18 protein-coding genes are annotated in these 16,095 nt (G+C 63.7%); 5 read left to right on the top strand and 13 right to left on the bottom strand.

All coding sequences use genetic code 11. The features are described from left to right. Positions 1-43: 43 nt before the first annotated feature. From AWB83_RS20330 to AWB83_RS20310, 5 genes are read right to left on the bottom strand one after another with little or no spacing between them, the layout of a single operon-like run. Entirely contained in the window at positions 44-517 is a 474-nt protein-coding gene (locus AWB83_RS20330) for a MaoC family dehydratase (RefSeq protein ID WP_087047417.1), read from the bottom strand. Then, positions 514-1,707 (bottom strand): CaiB/BaiF CoA transferase family protein, encoded by a 1,194-nt coding sequence (locus tag AWB83_RS20325; RefSeq protein ID WP_087047416.1) that lies wholly within the window; start codon positions 1,705-1,707, stop codon positions 514-516. The genes AWB83_RS20330 and AWB83_RS20325 overlap by 4 nt, the downstream gene beginning before the upstream one ends. 28 nt (positions 1,708-1,735) lie before the next feature. After that, a complete protein-coding gene (locus AWB83_RS20320) occupies positions 1,736-2,899 on the bottom strand; it encodes an acyl-CoA dehydrogenase family protein (protein WP_087047415.1) in 1,164 nt (387 codons plus the stop codon). After that, complete coding sequence (locus tag AWB83_RS20315; RefSeq protein WP_087047414.1) at positions 2,896-3,708, bottom strand: enoyl-CoA hydratase/isomerase family protein; 813 nt, start codon at positions 3,706-3,708, stop codon at positions 2,896-2,898. Before AWB83_RS20315 ends, AWB83_RS20320 begins: the two co-directional genes overlap by 4 nt. Positions 3,709-3,712: 4 nt before the next feature. After that, positions 3,713-4,138, bottom strand: coding sequence for a MaoC family dehydratase (locus AWB83_RS20310; RefSeq protein ID WP_167389136.1), 426 nt, complete (start codon positions 4,136-4,138; stop codon positions 3,713-3,715). Between the two features lie 313 nt (positions 4,139-4,451). Between AWB83_RS20310 and AWB83_RS20305 the strand changes: the two genes are divergently transcribed. The 3 genes from AWB83_RS20305 to AWB83_RS20295 are packed head-to-tail and all read left to right on the top strand — an operon-like array spanning position 4,452 to position 7,352. Then, positions 4,452-5,486, top strand: coding sequence for a TRAP transporter substrate-binding protein (locus AWB83_RS20305; protein WP_087047412.1), 1,035 nt, complete (start codon positions 4,452-4,454; stop codon positions 5,484-5,486). Between the two features lie 50 nt (positions 5,487-5,536). Next, a complete protein-coding gene (locus tag AWB83_RS20300; protein ID WP_087047529.1) occupies positions 5,537-6,070 on the top strand; it encodes a TRAP transporter small permease in 534 nt (177 codons plus the stop codon). 10 nt (positions 6,071-6,080) lie between these two features. Then, positions 6,081-7,352 (top strand): TRAP transporter large permease, encoded by a 1,272-nt coding sequence (locus AWB83_RS20295; protein WP_087047411.1) that lies wholly within the window; start codon positions 6,081-6,083, stop codon positions 7,350-7,352. A gap of 20 nt (positions 7,353-7,372) precedes the next feature. Here the strand turns inward: AWB83_RS20295 and AWB83_RS20290 are convergent, their stop codons facing one another. The 6 genes from AWB83_RS20290 to AWB83_RS20265 all read right to left on the bottom strand — a co-directional run bounded on the left by AWB83_RS20290 (position 7,373) and on the right by AWB83_RS20265 (position 13,656). Beyond that, the gene (locus AWB83_RS20290) at positions 7,373-8,290 is read right to left on the bottom strand and encodes a LysR substrate-binding domain-containing protein (protein ID WP_087047410.1); all 918 of its coding nucleotides are present in this window, start codon (positions 8,288-8,290) and stop codon (positions 7,373-7,375) included. Between the two features lie 42 nt (positions 8,291-8,332). Beyond that, on the bottom strand, positions 8,333-9,598 hold the full coding sequence (locus AWB83_RS20285; protein WP_244197817.1) for an NAD(P)/FAD-dependent oxidoreductase: 1,266 nt from the start codon (positions 9,596-9,598) through the stop codon (positions 8,333-8,335). A 43-nt stretch (positions 9,599-9,641) separates the two neighbouring features. Further along, positions 9,642-10,931 carry an MFS transporter gene (locus AWB83_RS20280; RefSeq protein WP_087047409.1) on the bottom strand — a complete coding sequence of 430 codons (1,290 nt, stop codon included), beginning with the start codon at positions 10,929-10,931 and terminating at the stop codon, positions 9,642-9,644. A 118-nt stretch (positions 10,932-11,049) separates the two neighbouring features. Then, positions 11,050-11,568, bottom strand: a complete 519-nt coding sequence (locus AWB83_RS20275) for a flavin reductase family protein (protein ID WP_244197816.1) — start codon at positions 11,566-11,568, stop codon at positions 11,050-11,052. 11 nt (positions 11,569-11,579) lie between these two features. Next, positions 11,580-12,914 carry an LLM class flavin-dependent oxidoreductase gene (locus AWB83_RS20270; protein WP_087047408.1) on the bottom strand — a complete coding sequence of 445 codons (1,335 nt, stop codon included), beginning with the start codon at positions 12,912-12,914 and terminating at the stop codon, positions 11,580-11,582. A gap of 277 nt (positions 12,915-13,191) precedes the next feature. Further along, positions 13,192-13,656, bottom strand: a complete 465-nt coding sequence (locus tag AWB83_RS20265) for an Lrp/AsnC family transcriptional regulator (RefSeq protein ID WP_208636779.1) — start codon at positions 13,654-13,656, stop codon at positions 13,192-13,194. Here AWB83_RS20265 and AWB83_RS20260 point away from each other — a divergent pair. Both AWB83_RS20260 and AWB83_RS20255 read left to right on the top strand, forming a co-directional pair. Continuing rightward, entirely contained in the window at positions 13,655-14,383 is a 729-nt protein-coding gene (locus tag AWB83_RS20260) for a LysE/ArgO family amino acid transporter (RefSeq protein ID WP_341866725.1), read from the top strand. The two genes, AWB83_RS20265 and AWB83_RS20260, sit on opposite strands and share 2 nt — an antisense overlap. An 18-nt stretch (positions 14,384-14,401) precedes the next feature. Continuing rightward, a complete protein-coding gene (locus AWB83_RS20255) occupies positions 14,402-14,890 on the top strand; it encodes an SRPBCC family protein (protein ID WP_208636778.1) in 489 nt (162 codons plus the stop codon). Between the two features lie 5 nt (positions 14,891-14,895). Here the strand turns inward: AWB83_RS20255 and AWB83_RS20250 are convergent, their stop codons facing one another. Both AWB83_RS20250 and AWB83_RS20245 read right to left on the bottom strand, forming a co-directional pair. Beyond that, positions 14,896-15,237 carry a hypothetical protein gene (locus AWB83_RS20250; protein ID WP_087047406.1) on the bottom strand — a complete coding sequence of 114 codons (342 nt, stop codon included), beginning with the start codon at positions 15,235-15,237 and terminating at the stop codon, positions 14,896-14,898. A gap of 3 nt (positions 15,238-15,240) precedes the next feature. Continuing rightward, positions 15,241-16,038 carry an alpha/beta hydrolase gene (locus AWB83_RS20245; protein WP_087047405.1) on the bottom strand — a complete coding sequence of 266 codons (798 nt, stop codon included), beginning with the start codon at positions 16,036-16,038 and terminating at the stop codon, positions 15,241-15,243. Positions 16,039-16,095: the final 57 nt, after the last annotated feature.

Here is a 16,095-nt window from a genome sequence, read left to right as displayed (position 1 = left end):
AACGTTACTGGAACTTACACCATGCAACGCGTTGCTCGTTGCCTCACGCGGCCGCGCTGCGCGCCATCATGGCTTCGTCGAATCTCAACTCCTTCAGTGCGGAAAGCCCGCTCAACACGACGCGGCCTTGCTGGTTGCGAACGGTCGTATCCATCACAAGGATGCGCTTGGCGGGCTTCTTCTCGACGACGCAAACGTTGATCGTCACCGTATCGCCGATATAGACCGGCCCGAGAAAGCGCAGCTCCTGTCCGACATACGCGAAGCCCGGCCCCGTCAATTCCGTGTGCGCCGCCGACACCAGCGCCGCCGTCAACAGCCCGTGCACCACGCGCCGTCCGAAAGGCGAGCGCTCGGCGAACGCGTCTTCCATATGCAGCGGATTCAGGTCGCCGGACAGGTGCCCGAACGCATTCACCTCGGCTTCGGTGACCGTGTGCACGATCATCTGCGTGCGGCCGATTTCGACATCTTCGAAGCGCAAGAGCGCCGGCGGGTTTTTCGGTTGTGCGCTCATCCGTTTCTCCTCGAGGTCAATGCGATGCCGCGCTCGACGTAATCGTCGATCTCCCGCGGCGAATATCCCAGCTCCGCGAGCACTTCGCGGGTATGTTGTCCCTGTTTCGGCGGATGCCGGCGCAAGGGCGGCGCCTCGCCGTCGTAGCGCACCGGGTGCGCGAGCAGGCGCACGGGTCCGGCTTCTTCATGCTCGAACGACATGATCATCTGGTTGTGCGCGACTTGCGGGTCGGCTTCGACCTGCTCGTAGTCGTTCACCGGCGCGAACCAGATGTCGTGCTCCTCGAAGGTGCGCATCCATTCCCCGGTCGTGCGCGTCTTCAGCGTGTCGTAGACAAGGCGGTTGATTTCCTCGCGTCGCAGCACGTTGTCCTTCGGATGCGTGAACTCGGCGAGCGCGGGGCACGAAAGCGCGCCCGCGAGCTTTTGCGTCGGCGTGAGGGACATCGCGATATAGCCGTCGCGCGTGCGATACACGCCATAGGGCGCGGGATGGAAGCGGCTGCCTGTCGGCGGGTGCGTGCGCTCCCAGAGCGGCCCCTTGTTCATGTAGTACGTGAACGGCTCGATTTGCAGGTCGAGCGCGGCGTTGAGCAGATTGCTTTCGATGCGCGCGCCCACGCCCGTGCGCTCGCGCGCCTGCAACGCGGCGACCACGCCGAACGCGGCGAGCGCGGCGGCATGCTGATCGACGATCGCGGAGCCGACCGGCGTCGGCGGCGATTCGGCGTCGCCCGAGAGCATGGTCATACCGCTCATCGCCTGCAGCAGCAAATCCTGACCGGGACGCTTGAGATAAGGGCCCGACGAGCCGTATCCGGTGCACGAGCAATAGACGAGGCGCGGATTGACCTCATGCACCCGTGCATAGCCGAAGCCCAGTTTGTCGAGCACGCCGGGGCGATAGTTCTCGATCAGCACATCCGCTTCGCGCAGCAGTCTCCAGACGATCTCGCGCGCGGCTTCCTCGCGCAAGTCGAGCGAGATGCTGCGCTGATTGCGGTTGCCGAGCAGAAAGAACACGCTCACGCCTTCGACGAAGGCATCCGCGCCGGTCCAACTGCGTTCGAACGCGCCGCCGGGCGGCTCGATCTTGATGACGTCCGCGCCGACATCGGCGAGCATCTGCACGGCGGCGGGGCCTTGCAGAAAGTGCGTGAAACTCAGTACCTTGATACCTTCCAGCATGACACTCCCCCTTCGTTTCAGCGCGCGTTCACGCCATCAGCGTGCGCGCGATGATCATGCGTTGTATTTCAGATGTGCCTTCGACGATTTCGAGCACCTTCGCGTCGCCGAACGCGCGCGCGGCCGGAAACTCGGCCATCACGCCGTAGCCGCCGTGAATCTGCAGGGCTTGGTGCGCAGCCTTCATTGCGTGCTCGGAGGCGAAGAGCTTCGCCTGCGACGCTTGCGCGTCGAAGGGCGCGCGAGCGTCCTTGAGCGCGGCGGCGTCATAGAGCATGAGGCGAGCGGCGTGCGCGTCGGTCGCCATGTCGGCGATCTTGAATTGCAGTCCCTGAAACTCGGCGATGGCACGCCCGAACGCGCGGCGCTGCTTCATGTATTCGATCGAGCGATCCAGCGAGCCTTGCAGAATGCCGAGCGCCAGCGCGCCGATGAGAATGCGCCCCGTGCTGATCTGCGCGAGCGTCTGGCGCAGGCCCGCGCCGCGCTCGCCGAGCAGATTTTCTGCCGGAATCGCGCATTGATCGAAGAACAGTTCGTGCGTGATCGACGCGCGCCAGCCGATCTTGCGCAGCTTGCGGCCCGTGCCGAAGCCCGGCGTGCCCGACGGCACGATGAAATTCGAAATCTCCTTGCGGCCGTCGGGGCGCGTGCCCGTCACCGCCGCGATCACCGTCGGGCCGCCGATCTCCGTGCCCGAGTTGCTGATGAAGGTCTTCGCGCCGTCGATGATCCAGCGCTCGCCGTCGAACGTCGCGCACGTTCTGATATTCGCCGCATCCGATCCCGCGTCCGGCTCGGAAAGCCCGATGGAGCCGATCTGCGTGCCCTTCATGATCGGCTGCAGGAAGCGCTCCTTCTGCTCGGGCGTGCCGTAATTCGACAGCAGGCTCGCCACGGTCGAATTGGCCATCAGCGCATTGGCGACCGCGCAATCCACGCGCGCGAGCTCTTCGAGCACGATGACGAACGAGAGCCAGTCACCGCTACCGCCGCCCCATTGCTCGGGATAGGGCAGGCCGGTGAAGCCGAGCTCGCACGCCTGACGCCAGATGTCGTAGGGAAACGCCTCCTCTTCCCAGAGTTTTTCCGATTGCGGCGCGATTTCCTTCTCCGCGAAGCGCCTCACCGCCTCGCGGATCATCGTATGCTGCTCGCCGAGCCAGTGCGGCTGATTGAAAGAAGTCGTCATGACGACACCTGCGCGGTGCTGGCTTGACTCGTGCGTCGGGCAAGCCGTCGTTCCATGAATTGCCGCAAGCCCGCGCGCGCGCCCTCGCTCGAAAAGTTCACGGCGTATTGCGCGGCTTCGAAGTCGAGTCCCGCGGACAAGGGCAACTCGCTCGCGCGGTTCAATGCGCGCTTGGCCATTTCGACCGCGAACGGATCGTAGGATGCGAGCGTCGTGGCGAGCGTTTGCACGGCGCGGAACAAGCCATCGGGCGCGACGATTTCATGAATGAAGCCGAACGCCTCGCATTCCTGCGCGCAAAAGCGCCGTCCGCTCAGCACGAAGCGCTTCGCACAGGCGAGCCCCATCTTGGCGACGGCCAGTTGCGTGCCGCCCCAACCGGGCATCGTGTTGAGCGTGATCTCCGGAAACGCGAAGCTCGCATTCGTGGACGCCACCACGAAGTCGCACGCGAGTGCCAGTTCGAAGCCGCCGCCAAGCGCGTAACCATTGACCATCGCGATGGTCGGCTTCGCGCATTCGTGCAGACTCAAGAGCGCGCGCTGGCCGGCCATCATGTCGCGATAGGCGGCGACGCCGTCCAGCGAGACGAGCCGCTCGATGTCGTTGCCGGCCGCGAACGCCTTCGGCCCGCTACCGGTGATGGCGATGACGCGCGTGCCGTCGTCGGCGAGCGCGTCCTCGATTTCGGCATCGAGCGCGGCGAGCATCTCGGGCGTGAACGCGTTGAGCTTGTCCGCGCGATTGAGCGTCAATAGCCGCAATGCGTCGTGTTGCGTGGCGAGAACGGGGGGCGTGTTCTTCGGCATGGCATCACAGCACTTTCAAATACGTCTTGCCCGACGCCACGACGACGCCGTCCTGGCGCGTCACGTCGGCGGCGAACACGCACACGTTGCGCTCGTCGTCCTTTTCCTCCAGCGTCAGGCGCGCGGTGACGGTGTCGCCGATGAAGACCGGCGCATTGAACGTGATGTCATAGCGATAGGAAACCGCGCCGGGGCTCGGCGCCTTCGCCGCCATATAGCCCATCACCGTGGAAAGAAATCCCACGGACAGACATCCTTGCGCGATGCGCTTCTCGAAGCGCGTGTGCTTTGCGTACTCCTCGTTCAGATGCACGGCATAGAAATCGCCGACGATGCCGGCAAAGCCGTAGATATCGTATTCGGATACGGTTTTCGCAAAATCGGCGGTGTCGCCGATTGCGTAGCAATCCATATGAGGACGTTTGGCCATGTCGATGAATCAGTGTTGTCGGTTGGGGCTAACACGGAAGAGCGCGAGCTTCGCACTGCACCGCTAGCGTGGAAGTCACTTTAAAGACCCTCCGCATTCAACCGGTAGGACGGTTCGAGCGATCTTTTGGACTTTTTTGCAGCGCGCCCGGCAAAGCACCATGCGGGCGTTAAAAAGTCCAAGAAATTCGAAGACTGGTCCTAACGCACCATCGCCGCGATCGCAAATACTTGCGTCAACCCGCCGGCCCGCAATCGCATCGAGCAATGCAAGGCACACACGAGGCGGTGTCCATATCGAGCAAGGAGACAACATGAATTCGCTTTTCAAAGCGCAGAGCATGCTGCGCATGGCGATGAGCGCGGCGCTCGCCGCGTTGTGCGTGACGGCATCGCCCAGTGCGATCGCGCAGGACAAGGTCGTCATGAAGCTCGGCCATACGCTGGCGCCCGACAATCACTATCAGCTGACGGCGCAGGTATTCGCCAGGGAAGTCGCACAGCGCACGCACGGGCATGTCGAAATCCAGCTATTCCCGCAATCGCAACTCGGCGGCGAAGTGCAGATGACGCAGGCGCTGCGCACGGGCACGCAGGACCTGATGATCTCCGCGCAGGCGCCGATCGACAACACCATCAAGCAGTGGCAGATCTTCGACATGCCGTATCTCTTCTCCAGCATGGACGAGGCGAATCGCGTGCTGCAGGGTCCGGTCGGACGCAAGTATCTCGACATGATGAAGCCGGTCAACATGATCGGCCTGACGTGGCTCGCGGTGGGCGAGCGCAATCTCTTCACGACCAGGCGCCCCGTGACATCGCTTGCCGACATGAAGGACCTCAAGGTGCGCGTGATGCAGAGCCCGGGCTATATCGCGGGCTACAAGGCGCTCGGCGCGAACCCGACGCCGCTTGCGTACAACCAGTTGTTTCTCGCGCTTTCGCAAGGTCTCGTCGATGGCGCGGACACCTCGCCGGAGCAGTTCGTTCAGGACAAGTTTTCCGATGTCGCCAAGCATTTCTATGTGACGCACGTGAACTATCTGCCGGTCGTGCTGGCGATGAGCAAGGCCTCGTGGGACAAGCTCTCGCCGGCGGATCAGAAGGCATTCCAGGAATCTGCCAGGATCGCCGCCGATTTCGACCTGAAGGAATACAAGCGCGAGTACGACGCCGCGATCGCGACGATGAAGTCCAAGGGCATTCAGGTGACCGTGGTCGACACCGCGCCGTGGGCCGAAGCGACCAAGGCCGCGCGTGAGGAGCTCATCACGAAGATTCCGGACGGGCCGGCGCTCTACCAGGAAATGAACGCGGCCAAGCAGACTTCGGCGGTCGCATCGAAATGATGGACGCGCATGACGGCAAAGGCAAAATGCAGGCAGCGGAGGTGACTCGCATGGAAAAGCTCGCGCGCGGCTTGATGTTCGTCGACGACATCGTGCTGAAGATCAATCTGTTCGTCTGCAGCTGCCTGCTGCTCGGAGCGGTGATCGTGGCCGGTCTCGGCGTGATCTTCCGCTTCGTGCTGCACGATTCGCTGTCGTGGTCCGATGAAGTCTCGGCTTATCTGTTCGTGTGGCTCACGTGTCTCGGCGCGGCGGCGGGAGTGAAGCTGCGCGCCCATCCGGAAGTGCGCGTGCTGGCCGGTCGCGTGCCCGCGCCGCTCGCGCCGCTGCTCAACGACTTCACGGATTGCGCGATTCTCGCGCTCGGCGCGGTGTTCGTCGCGTATGGCTCGGATATGCTCGCGCTGATGGGCACCGAAACCGCCGCGTCGATTCCGATCTCGATGGTCTACCCGTATCTCTCGATTCCCGTGTGCGGCGGCCTGCTCGCGTTCCATTCGCTGGTGCGAATCGTCGTCTCGCATCTCGCGCCGCAGGCGCAGAGCAACGCCACGATGGTCGAGGGCGTGTCCGAACACCTCTAGGATAAACATCATGTGGGCAATCGTTTTTGGAGCAGGGCTGCTCGGGCTCGGCGTGCCGGTGGCCATCTGCATCGGCATCGCGGCGACGCTCGCGTTGTCGATCAACGGCACGCCGCTGCTCGTGATTCCGCAGCAACTCTTTTCCAATCTCAACAACGTCGGCCTGCTCGCGATTCCGTTCTTCATGCTGACGGGTGCGATCATGGATTCGGGCGGCGTGTCGAAACGCATCATCGAATTCTCGCAGGCGCTGGTCGGTTTCATGCGCGGCGGCATCGGGCAGGTGACGATCGTCGCGAGCATGTTCTTCGCGGACCTGTCCGGCTCCGCCACGGCGGACACGGCCGCGATCGGCTCCGTGATGATCCCCGGCATGGTGAAGAAGGGCTACAACCGCGCGTTCGCGGTGGCGCTGCAATCCGCGGCGGGTTCGCTCGGGCTGCTTTCACCCGTGTCGATGAGCATGCTGGTCTACGCGTACACGGCCAACGTGTCGGTGGGCACGATGTTCATCGCGGGCATCATTCCGATGCTGCTGGTGGTCGCGTCATTCATGATCGTGAACTACGTGACCGCCGTGCGCCACAACTACAGCGCGGTCGAGCCGTTCGATGCGCGCAAGCTGTGGAAGACCTTCCGCGAGGCGTTCTGGGCGCTGCTGACGCCGGTCATCATCCTGGGCGGCATTCTTGGCGGCATCTTTACACCGGTGGAAGCGGGCGTCGTGGCGGCCGTTTATGTGACGTTGGTGAGCGCGTTCATCTTCCGCACACTCAAGCTCTCGCACTTCAAGGACATCCTCGTGCGCACCTCGGTGAACACGACGCGCGTGTCCTTTCTGCTCGGGCTCGCGTTCGTGCTCGGCCGCTATCTGATCGAGGCGCAGATTCCTCTGCATGTCGCGAACAGCTTTCTGTCGATCACCACGAGCGCGATCGTGCTGCTCATCCTGATCAACCTGTTCCTGATCGCGGCGCATACCGTGCTCGAGACGATTTCAAGCATCGCGGTGGTGATTCCGGTGTTCCTGCCACTCGTGGTGCAGATGCATATCGATCCGATCGTGTTCGGCGTGATCGTGCTGATCAACTCGGCCATCGGCATCAATCTCCCGCCGATCGGTTTCTGTCTGTTCACGGCGGCGTCGATCGGCGGCGTGTCGGTGGAGAAGGCGACACGCGCGATTCTGCCGTTCATTCTTGCGCTCGTGATCGACCTGCTGCTGATCATCTTCTTCCCGCACATTCCTCAGTTTCTGCCGCATCTGGTGTCGGCGAAGTGATCGAGCGAGGAGTTGCATCGTCAGGATGCTGGCCGGCATCGGGCGGCGACCTCGGCGACCCATCGGTCCCTGAACTCCTTCATGAAGGACACAAAGGTTCGTCCGACCTTCGACAGCGGACGATGCTTGGGGTACAGCAGCCCGGCGCGAAACCGGATGCAAGGATCGACCGGCCGCGCGTCGACCCGCTCCAGATAGGCGTGAACGCTGAACGGATCGACGAAGCCGATGCCGAGATCCAGCGCCGCCATTTCGCAGGTGGAATGCGAAAGCGATGTGTCGATGCGCGTGATCCGGCTTACGTCGTGACTTTCGAAGAAGCGATCGACGTGTGGCCGGGGCTGGTAATGCCCCGTCATCGATATGAACGTCCGCCCCTCGAAGTCCGATGGCGACAGCACGGCTTTCCTCGATAGTTCGTGCCCCTTCTTCATGACGGCGTAGTAGGGCACGTTACAGAACTCATCGACGGCCAGTTCAGTGTCGTCGGCGGGCACTTCCGCCAGCCCGAAATCGATCTGCTGCGCGGCGATCCAGTCCTCGATCTTGCTCGACATCTGCACGTCCAGAGAGATGTCGACTTCGGGATGCGCTTCGCGGAAGCGGGCGATCACGGCGGGCATGAAGGTGATGCCGAGCGCTGGCATGCAGGCGATCGAGATGCTTCCCACGCGCATCTTGCGGACGTCCGCGGCGAGCTCGGAAATGCGCTCGTAGGAGCGGATCGTCTGCTCGACCTGATCGTGAATCATCCTGGCTTCCGGTGTCGGCACGAGCCTGCCGTTGGCCCGATTGAACAGCGTGACGCCCAGCGCGCGCTCCAGTTCATTGATCAGGCGGCTCACCGACGGTTGCGACAGCCCGAGCAAGTCTGCCGCGCCGATCATCGTTCCCACCTTCATCGTGGTCTGGAATGCTTCGAGTTGCCGGATATTCATGTGCGTGACAGTGGCTCCGTTGCGCGAAAAGAAGCCACCATCCTATGAGGAAAACCGCTCCAGGGCAAAGTCGGCCAGATCGACGCCCGGACGGTCGCCGGTCACGAGTTCCGCGAGCGCGCGTCCGGCGGCGGGCCCGATGCCGAAGCCATGTCCCGAGAACCCGGATCCCAGATGGAAGCCCGGCAGGCCAGTCACCTTCGAGATCACGGGCAGCGCATCGGGCGTGACATCGATCATGCCGGCCCATGCACGCGTGATCGATGCGCCAGAGAAACTCGGGAACGTCTTCTTCAGCCGGTCCAGCGCGTCGTTCAGCATGCCGAGATTGGCCTTCGGATCGAGCGTTCTGCACGCCTCGAACGGCGACGGTCGATCGAGGGCGAAGCGACGCGGAATCGTCAACTCGTCGAAGAACCTTCTGCCGATCCTGAGCTTCAGATACTTGCGCTCGTTCAGCCACGCGCGCATGAATTTCGCGCTGAGCCGGATGCTGTCGGGCGTGAGGTCCGCCACCGACGCGCCCAGCTTCGACACCGTGTATCCGCCGTCGCTGCGCTTGCGGCATGTGAAGTCGCCGCCGTTGATCGTCACTTCCAGTCCCGCGTCGATAGGCGCGGTCTGCAGAACCGACGCGTGCACCTTGAGTTGCGGAAACTCGATCGAGTGATTGCCGCAAAAGAGACGTGACCATGCGCCGCCCGCGAGCACGACGTCCGGACATTTCACGAGCCCGCGCTCGGTGACGATGCCTGATACGCGTCCCGCGGATACATCGAGTCCTCGCACCGCGCAGCCCTCGAAAATGCGCGCTCCGCTGGCGACGGCCAGCGCGGCGATGCCGCGCGTCGCCGCGAGCGGCTCGGCGACGCCATCGAACTCGCTGTACAACGCGCCTGCCCATGGCCGCTTCGATACGGGAATGAGGCGCGTCAGTTCCGCCTTGCCGAGCAGGCGCGCTCGCGCGCCCGTATCGCGCGCCGCTTCGAGCCACGACTCATGACCGGCGATCTCGCCCTCCGACGCGGCGAGGTACGCGAGGCCCGTCGGACGATAGCCGACGTCGATCTGCGACTGGATGTCCTTCCAGATGTCGTTGGCGAGCATCGACAAGGGAAGTTCCTTGACATCGCGTCCGACGCTGCGAATCCATCCCCAGTTGCGCGACGACTGTTCGCCGGCGACGGTTCCCTTTTCGAATACGGCGACGTCGACGCCCTTGCGCGCCAGTGCGAGCGCGCAGCTGACTCCGATGATCCCGCCGCCGACGATGGCGACGGACACCTGTTTCGGCAATTCGTGATTCAACGCAATGTCTCCATCGTGCGGACGTGATTGGGCTCGGATTCGGTCAGACAACGCGCTTTCTGCTCGCGCGCAGGCCGTACAGCGCCAGCGCCGAGACCACGATCACATACCAGGCGGGCGACATGATGCTGCCGGTCGACTTCACCAGCAGGCTCGTCACGACCGGCGTCAGACCACCGAACAAGGTCATCGCGATGACGTAGGCGAGCGACACGCCCGTCGTGCGGCATGAAGCCGGAAACAGTTGCGACAGCAGCGAACCGACCGGCGAGTAATAGAAGCTGTAGAACACCAGCGACAGGATGCACTGGAAGGCGATCAGCGTGGCCGGACCGGGCGCGCGCGTCAGCATGTAAAAGAGCGGCAGGATCAGCACCATGCCCGAGACGAGCGCGATGCGCATGACCCTGACGGTGCCGAAGCGGTCCGCCGCGATGCCGCCGATCATCGGGAACGCGACGCACACCACGCCGCTCAGGGTGGCCGAGACGAATGCCGCATCCTTGCTGACGCCGAGATTGTTGATCGCGAAGGTCGGCATGTAGATGTTCATGAAGCTTGCGAGTCCGCCCGCACCCGCGATGACCGCGCCGATCAGCACGCCGGACTTGTGCGACTGCGCGGTTTCGCGCAGCGGGGAATGCTCGACCTCACGCGTTTCCTCGAAGGCCGGTGTCTCGCTCACCTTGCGCCGGATATACAGACCGATCGGCCCGATCAGGCAGCCGAACGCGAACGGCAGCCGCCAGCCCCACGCATTGATCTGCTCGGGCGACAGGTAGTGATTCACGCCATAAGCGAACAGCGACGATGTCAGCACGGCCAGGCCCGACGCCGAGAATTGCAGGCTGCCGAAGAAGGCCATGCGCTTCTTGTCCTGCTCGGTGAGAAACGAGTTGGCGGCGCCGAATTCGCCGCCCGCCGAGAAGCCCTGCAACAGACGCCCGGCGACGAGGACGACGGGCGCGAGCAGACCGATGCGGTCGTAGGTCGGCACGACGGCGATCGTCGCGGTACCGAACAGCATCAGGAAAGCCGCGAGGCTCAGGGCGAAGCGCCGCCCGCGCTTGTCGGCGATGATGCCCAGCACGATCGCGCCGACCGGACGGACGATGAACGAACTCGCGAAGGTCAGCAGGCTGAGCAGCAGCGCGGACTGCTCGTCGCCGGTCGGGAAGAACAGCTTCGATACGGTGAGCGCGAACATCGCGTACACGAGCAGATCGAACCATTCGAAGAAGGTGCCGAAGTTCGCGGCGATGACATCCCGCACCCGGTTGGCGGCAGGCCTGGACTCGACGGGAGCGTCAATGGTGCTGGCTTTGTTCAGCATTTTTATCCTTCGCAGTCGTAGCCGGTCGGCACTGCCGCCGGATGCCATTACACAAACGCGAACCTGCGCGTCCACTGTTCGATCAACGAGGTATTGCGGGACAAGCGTGAAGCGGGTACTAGACGCATAGCGGCACGCTGCGCGCGAAGCCGCGTGCGTGCCACAGCAGACAACTGGAATCGACGTTCCGCCGACAGGATATCTGTTCAATAACGCCGATAAAAATCGAATGCGTGAAGCCGTCATGGCGTTGGCCGAGTGTGCAGTCGAGCACGACGGATGCATCGGCGAGCACGGGCGCGCCCGTCCTGAGCGTGGTCCACTGGCCGGCTTCGAAGCGTTCGTGGCCCTTGGCTTCGCGAAACCGGTCGACGACGTCGCATTGATCCACTGACAGCAGATTCACGGCGAACTTGCCGTGCGCGACGATCGCATCGTGCGCGGAGGCGCCCTTGCTCACGCACACGATGATCGACGGCGGATCGGAGGACAGACTGCAGACCGACGTCGCGATGAGCCCGGCGGGCTTGCCGTCGCGCATCGTGGTGATGGCCGTCACGCCCGCCGCGAACAGCGACATCGCGTTCCGGAAGGCGCGCGTCATGTCCGGAACTTCCATCTCGATGGCTTGCTGCATGATGTCGAACCTCAACTGCGCTTGAACACGTTGGGCTTGAGACCGAGGTTGGCGCGCAACGTCGTCCCTTCGTATCGCGTGCGGAAGAGCCCGCGTCGTCTGAGCTCAGGGACGAGGAAGTCGCTCATGTCGTCCATGCCCGCGGGCAGAATCGGAGGGCAGATGTTGAAGCCGTCGGCGGCATCGTTCCTGAACCATTCCTCCATCTCATCGGCGATGTCCGCGGCCGTTCCGATCAGCAGCCGCACGCCGAACGTCGACGCGACGCGTTGATACAACTGCCGGATCGACAGGTTTTCGGCGCGCGCGACTTCGAGCAGGTTGTTCGCGATGCTCGTGATGTTGCCGGGTCTCTTGTCGCTCGGATCGGGAACGGGACCGTCGAGCGGATAGCCGGACAGATCGCCCATCTGGCCATAGAGCGCCGCCAGTCCGCTGAGCGGATGGATCAGTTCCTGCAACTCGTCGTATTTGTCCTGCGCTTCCTGACGCGTGGCGGCGACGAACGGCACGATGCCCGGCATGATCAGCAGATCGTCCGGTTCGCGTCCATGAGCGGCGAGCCGGCGCTTGAGATCGAAGTAGTAGTCTTGCGCGCTCTGCAGGTCGTGCGCGTTGCTGTAGACGACGTCGGCGCAGCGCGCGGCGAGGCGACGGCCCGCCTCCGAAGCGCCGGCCTGCACGATGACCGGCTGCCCTTGCGGCGTGCGCGCCGAGTTGAGCGGGCCGCGCACCCTGAAGTGCTTGCCCTTGTGATCCGGGACATGCAGCCTGGCTTCGTCGTAGAAGAGGCCGGATGCCTTGTCCCTGACAAAGGCGTCGTCTTCCCAGCTGTTCCACAGCGCCCTGACGACATCGACGAACTCGTCGGCGCGCTCGTAACGGTCCGCATAGGCGAGCGTCTCGCTGCGATTGAAGTTCTGCGCTTCCTCGTCGGACCACGAGGTGACGACGTTCCAGCCCGCGCGGCCGCCGCTGATGTGATCGATCGACGCGTACTTGCGCGCGATGTGAAAAGGCTCGTTATACGTGGTCGACGCCGTCGCGACCAGACCGATCTGCCTGGTCGTGGCGGCAAGCGCCGCGAGCAGCGTGAGCGGCTCGAGTTCCGCGTTGCGCATGTCCCTTGCCAGCGAGCCTTTGGGATTGTCGTTGGCGCGGATGCCGAGGCCATCGGCGAAGAAAACCATGTCGAAATGGGCCGCTTCCGCCTTGCGCGCGGTATTGAGGAAGTGCGCGAAGCTCAGCGCACCGTCCGCGGGCACGGACGGATGCCGCCAGGCGGCCACGTGATAGCCCAGATAACGCATTGAGAGCCCAAGCCTCATCTTTCCGTCTCTCGTCATTCCGCCGCCTCCACTCCTGTGCGTTCGTCTCACCGCCATAGCGAAACTGCTGCTATGGAAAGCATGGTGATGCAGTCGATGCGGGTGATTCAATGCTGTCAAAAATGGTCAGCTATCCGGAAAGCGGATAGGCGTAAACCCTCGTTGAACCGGGGCTCGAGGCAGGAGCGCCGTCGCGAGATATCGGTAAGGACGCCGCATCCACAGGCGCGCGATCGTGTCGAAGGACTGACTGACAAGCGGTGCCACGCAGCGCCGTCGAGAGGCTGGCGGCGGGTCAGCGCGACGAGCCCGGCGCCACCAGGCCGCGACGCGGGATGGGGGTGGAGAAGACGATCGAGGTGCGGGTCTCGCCATATCCGTTGATGGAGCCGAGAAAACGCTCCAGTTGTTCGAGGCTGCGGGACACCACGGTCAGGATGTAGGAGTCGGCGCCAGCCACGTGATGACATTCCAGCACCTCCGGCGCGCGGCGCAGCTTGTCGAGAAAAGCCTTCTTTCCGGGCTGCTGCACAGTGATGCCGATGATGGCGCGCACCGGGTAGCCGGCTTGCACCGGGTCCAGCTCCGCGCCCACCGAACGCACCACGCCGGCGTCCTTCAGGCGCTTGAGTCGTTCCACCGTGGCAGGCACCGACAACCCGGCGGCGAGCGCCAGGGTCTTCAGCGGCGCGCGGCCATCCTCCTGCAGCGCCATCAGCAGCGCCCAGGCTTTGGTGTCGAGTTGCAGAGTTTCGGTCATGGCGGCCCTTGGCCTGAAAAATCGAAAACAAAATCGATTCTCGCTTTGCCTTTTATTCTGTGCAAGTCACCTGTCAGGCTTGAAAATTCCCGGCATGGACACCCTGTTGCTATCACCCATACCCGTGCTGTTCGGCCAATCGCTACTGATCGGGCTGTCGATCGCCGCACCTGTCGGTCAGATCGGATTGCTCGCCATCCAGCGCACGTTGGACCATGGCCGCCTTGCGGGCCTGGCCACTGGGCTGGGCGCGGCATTCGCCGATGCAGTGTATGGCGCCATCGGCGCATACGGCGTCAACGGATTGATCGTCTGGCTGCTGGGGCTGAAGCCATGGCTCGGCCTGTTCGGCGGCGGCTTCCTGCTATGGATGGCCTGGCGCATCGCCACCCGACCAGCGGTGCGCAGCATGGGCGACCGTCCGCAGACAGGAACGCTGCTGCGCTACGTGGCCGGCACCTTCGCGCTGACGCTGTCGAACCCGACGACGATCCTGTCGTTCATGGCGGTGTTCGGCGCGCTGGCCGGCCGCGCGCCTTCGGCGTCTCCCTGGGTCATGGTGGCCGGCGTGCTGGCGGGCTCGGCGCTATGGTGGTTGATCCTGTCCATCGGCGTGGGCCGGTTGCGCGACTGTTTCGACAACGGTTGGCAACGCGCCGTCAACCTCTGCTCGGCCGCGCTGCTGGCTGGGCTGGGGCTGTGGCAGCTTGGCCAAATTATCATTTGACCAACGGAGGCTTCACCCATGCCGCGCCGACTGCACGCCAGCCACCGGATCGTCGTCGACGCTCCGGTCGACCAGACCTTCTTGTTCTTCACGCCGGCCGGCGAGGAGCTGTGGGTCGATGGCTGGAAGCCCACCTACGTCCATCCCAGCGACGGTCGCACCGAGTCCGGCATGGTGTTCATCATCGGCCAGGGTGACGAGCTGACCATCTGGACCCTGGTCGATTTTGACCGCGAGGCGCACCGATCGCGCTATGTGCGAGCCACGCCGGCCTCGCGCATCGGCCTCGTCGAGGTGCGTTGCGCCGCACTCGACAAGGAGCGCACCGAGGTGTGGGTGAGCTACACGCTCACTGGGGGCGAGCGGGTACTCGAAGATTTCGAAGGTGAGCGCTTCGCCGCAATGATCGACGACTGGGCGAGCAAGATCGCGGAGTGGCGGACGGGTAGGCAGGCAATGTCGTCTGCGCGGGCGCATGGTTACGGTCGCGGAAAATCGTCGCGCTGAGGCGATCACCGCCCCGTCAACTTCCGGAGGATTTGCTGCACGATGCGCTCGTGAAGCTCCTGTGCCTCATCAAGCGTACGTGCTCCGTAGCTCCTGTCGTCTCGCGCTTCCATTCCGGCGATGCGCGTCACGAACAGCGAAACCTCCCCGGTTTTCTGATCGGACACACCGCGGAAGCGGGTCGTGACCGTCACACCGGATTCGTCCAGCAGCGTGCGGCGGAAGATCAGTTCGTTTTCAGTCATCCAGCGCGACCACTCGCCGCGGTCGAACACCTCGACGGGTCTGTTCTTCGCATCGAGGATATAGAAACGTTCCCAGCTGGAAGGGACCGGCCGCGCTTTCATGATTCAACGCGAAGGTGCGAGCAGGAAGCCGATCGCCTCCCGCCACCAGGTTTCGTCGACGCGACCCATCCAGTCATTATGTTCGGCCGCCTTCACCACGAGCAGTCGTCTCGGTTCGGCCAGCGAATCGTAGAGCTTTTCGCCGAAGCGCTGGGGAACGATGCTGTCACGTTCCGCAACCACGACGAGAACAGGGCGGCCGAACGATGCCAGGTGGGCCATGCTGTCGTATCGGTCGCGCAGCAGCCACTTCACGGGCAGCCACGGATAGTGGTAAGCGGCGACGTGCTCGAGTCGATCCCATGGCGTAATGAGCAGCAATCCAGCAGTCCTGTCGCGTTCACGCGAGCCGGCCGCGGCCACCACGCCGGCCCCGAGCGATTCGCCGATGAGCAGCAGCGGCGCGCCATGGAGCCGATGCGCCAGCGCGATGGTCTGTCGGGCATCGGCGACCAGAGTCTCTTCGCCCGGTGTGCCGTCGCGCGGCCCGTAGCCTGGATACTCGGCGAGAATCACACGCAGCCCGAGCCGGGTAAGCGCTGCGGCATAGAGCGAGCGGTGTCCGGCGTGGCCGGCGTTGCCATGAAAGACGATGACAGTGGCGCGCGCGGATCCGGCCGGTTCCGCCACGAGGCCACGGAACGCTTCATGTGTCGGCCAGGCGCGAAGTCCGCCGGAAGCGACGTCCTCGATCGCGGCCTTCTCAGGGAAGTAGATGAAACGATGCTGCAAGGCGGCGGCTCCGGCGAACACGATCAGGCACGCGACGGTGAGACGGAGCATCATCCCGCTGAATTTCATCGCCTTCAGCTCAATCCATCGATTTTTTCCGTAGCGCACCCAGTTTAGCGCGCATTG

Source organism: Caballeronia ptereochthonis, from assembly GCF_001545075.1.
GTDB lineage: Bacteria > Pseudomonadota > Gammaproteobacteria > Burkholderiales > Burkholderiaceae > Caballeronia > Caballeronia ptereochthonis.
Note: the sequence above shows the minus strand (reverse complement) of the source record. Positions and strands in the feature narration are given on the sequence as shown.